Here is a 3066-nt window from a genome sequence, read left to right as displayed (position 1 = left end):
GTCATCGGTTCCCCACCCTCGGAGTCGAAGACCCCGCGGCTGTACCTGTCCGGTCCGGAAAACGCTTTGGCTGCTGTCGCCGTGCTCTTCGAAGACACGGCCGTAGAACCGCACCTCTTGGCCGGAGGGATTGGCAAGGCTTCTGCGCTGAAGCTGGCCTACAGCAGTTACCAAAAGGCCAGTCGGGCACTCGCATCCGTCGCCTACGCACTCGCAAGTGACCATGGGGTGGAAGAGGAACTCCTCGACATCGCCACGGACCGTACAACCAGCTATCTCGCTGAGCCCGCGTATATCCCCAAGGTGGCTGCACGGGCATGGCGATGGGCCCCGGAGATGCGAGAGGTCGCGAGCGCACTCAATGAAGCAAGCCTGCCGACTGAACTTGCGGAAGCCTCAGCCTCGGTCATGGAACGGTGGGCGAACTCCAGAGATCAGCCAATCGTTTTGGGTGAGGCGCTCGCACAGCTTCACGAGTCGCCGAAGGAATAACTCGCCCGGCTTGACCTTGACACGGCACCCCACCACGTATCGGCCGGTGGACGTCTCTGTCGAACACCGGCTGGTGGAGTCGACTGTCGCGTGGAAGGAAGGCGGGCGGTGCGTCGTCCGGGTCGGCAGGCTAGAGATGCGCCATTGCCGCGACTGCGGCAATGGCGGCGAGGGGCGTGATGACCGCGAACCGTGCGCCCGGGCGGTTGTCGGCGTCCGCGAAGGCGGCGACGAGCAGCAAGAGAGCCGCCGGGATGAACCAGAGCATGCCGATCATGGCGCCGAGAAGCGACCAGATCAGCAGTCCCACTCCTACGACGTAGCAGGTCCGGGCACATGCCTTCGGATGGTTTCGCATCACGAGCGGGAGGGCGGCCGTGACCGCAGTGGCCCCGAAATACCCGACCACATTGGGGCCGAGCCAGGCGCCGAGGGCCGCCGCGACCCCTGCTGCCACCGCCGCCCCGGCCACGGCCCATCGCCATTGCCGGGCCGACACCCTCTGACATTCGGCCATCGCCGACCTCCTTTTGAACGCGTTCAACTGAACGCGTTCAAGATACCGCAGGGGCTCGCTCTTGCGGTTCAACCCCGAACCGTAGTCACTAGGCGTAGGGCAGCTTTTACTGAGAGTGTCAGCTCGTGCAAACGCTTCCGAAGCCTCACGATGTAGGACACGGTCTAATACTCCAGTGAGAATTCGTGTCCTGAGCTGGTTGTTCTTCGGTAGTGGCAGCGGCGGGCGGTGGCTTGGTGGTGCCTGCGCCAGCGGGACCAGTTCAGTGCGTGAAGTCTTCTGTCCTGGTGGGGCCTTGGGTGGGGAAGGAGAGTGTCCAGCAGGCGCCGGATCTCTGCCACGGTGAGCGGGACGAGGCTGGTGGTGTCGTTTCTGAGGCCCCCTTTTCGGCGTCCTGCGCCTGGGCTGCGAGGACGGTCAGGAAGGCGTGGGCGAGCATCACGAGGGTGATGTGCCGGTACCAGCCCAGGTAACGGCGGACCTCGTATTCGTCGAGACCGCACTCGTTCTTCGCGGCCTGGAAACACTCTTCGATGGCCCAGCGGGATCCGGCGATCCGGGCCAGCTCGCTCACGTCCGCATCGACAGGTGCGTGAGCGAGGTAGTAGGCGAGGTCGCTGGGGTCGGACAGGCTGCGGCGGGCCAGGATCCAGCGGTGGTGTGTCGGTGGGTCCGGGTCGAAGACGATGTTGACGGGTAGCTTCGCTGCTGCCCAGTCGTAGATGCGCGGGCCCTTGGCGCCGTCGCCGCAGGACAGGGTCTGCCAGGCGTCGGTCGGGCCCTCGTCAATGAGCTGGTCGATGCGCCAGGCGCCGGCCAGGGACTTGATCTGCTGGGACTTGGGGACTGCCACGACATAGCCCAGGCCGTGCTGTTCGAGCATGCGGCGGAAGGACCAGTCCTGCCCGTAGGCCTCGTCCGCGGTCACCCAGGAGGCCGGCAGGCCGGCGGCCAGGCAGCGGCGCACGACAGAACGGGCGAGTTCCCCCTTCGTCGCGAAGCCCCGCTCGTCGGGGATCTTCGCGGCCCGGCACCGCTCACGGTCCTTCGTCCAGCACTTGGGCAGGTAGAGCTCACGGTCTACCAGGGCCCGGCCGTGTGCGGTGGCGTAGGCGGCGAACACCCCGATCTGGCAGTTGTCGATCTTCCCGGAGGTGCCGGTGTACTGCCTCGACACACCTGCCGACGTGGTGCCCTTCTTGATGAAGCCAGTGTCATCGATGATCAGCACCCCACCCGGGCCGAGGTACTCGGCGACGTACTCGCGCACGTCGTCCCGCACCGCATCCGCGTCCCATCGGGCGCCGTTCAGCAGGTGCTGCAGCCCAGCAGGATCACGATGGCCGGCGTACTCCGCCAACTGCCAGCCGTTCTTCCGCGACACCGGCGCCAGAAGGCCCCGCACATAGTCCCGCATCCGCCACCGCAGATCCGCCCGCCCGAACCGGCCCGCCACCCGCGCGAACACCGACTCCAACTCACCAGCCCAGCCCTCGACTTCACCCATCCCCACCATGACCGGACAACGAGAACAACCAGCTCAAGACACGAAATCTCACTGGAGTACTAAAAGCGCTGTCGTACCTGAAATGGGGACTGACCGGTCGAACGCGGGCCCGGGCCACATGGTCAAAAACGCGGGCAGGGCAGCCCGCTGCCGCGCACCGGGCGCGGGCGCTGCAGGTCGCCGTCGTTACCCGCAATGACTGTGATCGTTGGCGGGCTATGAACAACACGAAGCGTGTACTAGCCGTTGTCGCCCTCACGGGTGCAGTCCTGTCCTTCTCCGGCGTCGCACAGGCGCAGGATGACCCGTCGTTTCATGGGCCGGTTAAGGTGCTCGACCCTGTGATTGACGTTCTCGGCGACGCCTTTGTCACTATTCTCAATATAAGCAGGCAGAGAAGTTGATCGGCGGCATCCTGCACCAGCAGTGACGCCCAGCGCAGGCCCCGCGTTCGACCGGGTGTGTCAATTTAACGGCTGATCTTGGTTGTTGAGGTTCAGCTGTTGGCCGGGGTGAGCCGGCCCTCGAAGGCGATCTGGAATGCGTTGAG

The 3066-nt window shown here is 65.3% G+C and carries 4 protein-coding genes; 2 read left to right on the top strand and 2 right to left on the bottom strand.

Annotated elements, in window-relative coordinates; genetic code table 11:
- Positions 1 to 492: DUF1932 domain-containing protein (locus tag ABZW18_RS34395; RefSeq protein ID WP_356195365.1), on the top strand; the 492-nt coding region annotated here is incomplete at its 5' end.
- Positions 493 to 622: 130 nt separating this feature from the next.
- On the opposite strand, the gene ABZW18_RS34390 is transcribed toward ABZW18_RS34395, so the two are convergent.
- Positions 623 to 1009, bottom strand: coding sequence for a hypothetical protein (locus tag ABZW18_RS34390; protein WP_356195362.1), 387 nt, complete (start codon positions 1007 to 1009; stop codon positions 623 to 625).
- Positions 1010 to 1271: 262 nt separating this feature from the next.
- Positions 1272 to 2525, bottom strand: coding sequence for an IS701 family transposase (locus tag ABZW18_RS34385; RefSeq protein WP_356195359.1), 1254 nt, complete (start codon positions 2523 to 2525; stop codon positions 1272 to 1274).
- 209 nt (positions 2526 to 2734) lie between these two features.
- Between ABZW18_RS34385 and ABZW18_RS34380 the strand changes: the two genes are divergently transcribed.
- The gene (locus ABZW18_RS34380) at positions 2735 to 2920 is read left to right on the top strand and encodes a hypothetical protein (RefSeq protein ID WP_356195356.1); all 186 of its coding nucleotides are present in this window, start codon (positions 2735 to 2737) and stop codon (positions 2918 to 2920) included.
- Positions 2921 to 3066: the final 146 nt, after the last annotated feature.

Origin of the sequence: Streptomyces sp. NPDC004647, from assembly GCF_040609575.1 — a bacterium.
Classification (GTDB): Bacteria; Actinomycetota; Actinomycetes; order Streptomycetales; family Streptomycetaceae; genus Streptomyces.
This window is presented reverse-complemented; position numbering and strand designations above follow the sequence as displayed.

Bases quoted from the DNA above. Each gene is read 5' to 3' on its own strand.
- ABZW18_RS34385 (WP_356195359.1), bottom strand. From the start codon at position 2,525: ATGGTGGGGATGGGTGAAGTCGAGGGCTGGGCTGGTGAGTTGGAGTCG.
- ABZW18_RS34390 (WP_356195362.1), bottom strand. From the start codon at position 1,009: ATGGCCGAATGTCAGAGGGTGTCGGCCCGGCAATGGCGATGGGCCGTG.
- ABZW18_RS34380 (WP_356195356.1), top strand. From the start codon at position 2,735: ATGAACAACACGAAGCGTGTACTAGCCGTTGTCGCCCTCACGGGTGCA.